The organism is Clostridium sp. D53t1_180928_C8 (assembly GCF_015667795.1).
Lineage (GTDB): Bacteria > Bacillota > Clostridia > Clostridiales > Clostridiaceae > Clostridium.
Window position 1 is genome coordinate 1 of the sequence record NZ_JADPEL010000127.1, and the last position, 1,413, is coordinate 1,413.

The following is a 1,413-nucleotide window of genomic DNA, read 5'->3' on the forward strand; positions in this document are numbered from 1 at the left end:
AACATATTTAATATAAATCAACCGTATATATATTATGAAACAGTTTAAAAGCTATATTTCTATTATTAGGAGGATATTGTTAATGCATGAAAATCTTATAAATGACATTAATTATTTAATAACTTTCTTTGAAAAATATGAAAATAATAATATCAAAGCTGTATTAGGTTTTGATGGATTTGTAGATCAAATTCTTCATGTAGTGAAAACTAGAACTGATGCAAATAATTATATTAGAATGGAGACTCTCAAAGAATTTGGTGAATTTATTTGTAATGCTGCAGGTCTAAGTGCTAATATTGAGTTTATTCCTGTTAAAAATAAACTTGGTGGTAATGGTCCTATTATGAGTAATGCACTCTCTACTTATAATCTAAATGTAACTTATATAGGCGCTGTTGGCGAAAATTCTATTAATCCTGTTTTTCATGAAATGAGTAAAAAATCCAAAGTATTAAATATTTCTAATCCAGGCCTTACAGATGCTGTTGAATTCTTAGATGGAAAGCTTATGATTGGAAAACGTGAATGTTTAAAAGATATAAATTGGATTAAAATTAAAGAAAAAATTGGATTAGAAAATCTTACTTCAATTTTTGATGAAGCTAATTTAGTAGGATTAGAAAATTGGACGATGCTTCCTTATATGAGCGAAATATGGGATGGATTAATTAATGAAATTTTACCTAACTTAAAATCTAAAACAAATAAATATATTTTCTTTGATTTAGCTGATCCAGAAAATAGGTTAAAAGAACATATATTAGAAGCTCTTTCTACTATAAAAAAATTCTCTAGCAAATTTAAAGTTATTCTAGGCTTAAACGAAAAAGAAGCTTACGAAATAGGTAATGTTTTAGACATTTGTAAACCTAACAAAAAATTGTCCTTAGATTTATTAATAAAATCCATTGCTGAAAAAATAGGAATATATTGTTTAGTTGTACATCCAGTTAAAGAAGCTTATGCCATTTGTAACAATACACTTTATCACACATTAGGACCTTATGAAGCAAATCCAAAATTAACTACCGGTGCCGGTGATAACTTCAATGCAGGATTTTGTTTTGGACAAGTTCTTGGTCTATCTGCCCAATTGTCACTAGTTCTAGGTACAGCAACCTCTGGTTACTATGTTAGAAATGCCCAAAGCCCAAATATTGAAAATTTAGTTTCATTCTTAAAAATGTGGAAAAAATCAATTTTATAATATATAAATAAAAAGAACTAGATTGAAATAAACTGTACCCCTTGTCAAGGACAGTTTAAAAAAGAGTAGACTAATTTAGAAGATGATTTCTGTATTGAACAGGAGTCATCTTTTTTAAGTTCCATTGTCCTCTAAAATTATTATGGTAGTCTATGTAATTGTCTATTTCTTTGACTAGATCTTCAAATGTTTCACATGTCTTT

The 1,413-nt window shown here is 27.5% G+C and carries 2 protein-coding genes; one reads left to right on the forward strand and one right to left on the reverse strand.

The window, feature by feature from the left end; genetic code table 11:
* Positions 1–82 precede the first annotated feature (82 nt).
* Positions 83–1,210: a hypothetical protein gene (locus I4V51_RS20815; protein WP_195990344.1), complete on the forward strand. Its 1,128-nt coding sequence runs from the start codon at positions 83–85 to the stop codon at positions 1,208–1,210.
* Between the two features lie 70 nt (positions 1,211–1,280).
* Here I4V51_RS20815 and I4V51_RS20820 read toward each other — a convergent pair.
* Positions 1,281–1,413 (reverse strand): IS3 family transposase (locus tag I4V51_RS20820; RefSeq protein WP_195988555.1); only part of this gene is annotated, 133 nt, incomplete at its 5' end.

What these genes read in the sequence shown, in the direction of transcription:
- I4V51_RS20815 (WP_195990344.1), top strand. Translation starts at nt 83, where the DNA reads ATGCATGAAAATCTTATAAATGACATTAATTATTTAATAACTTTCTTT.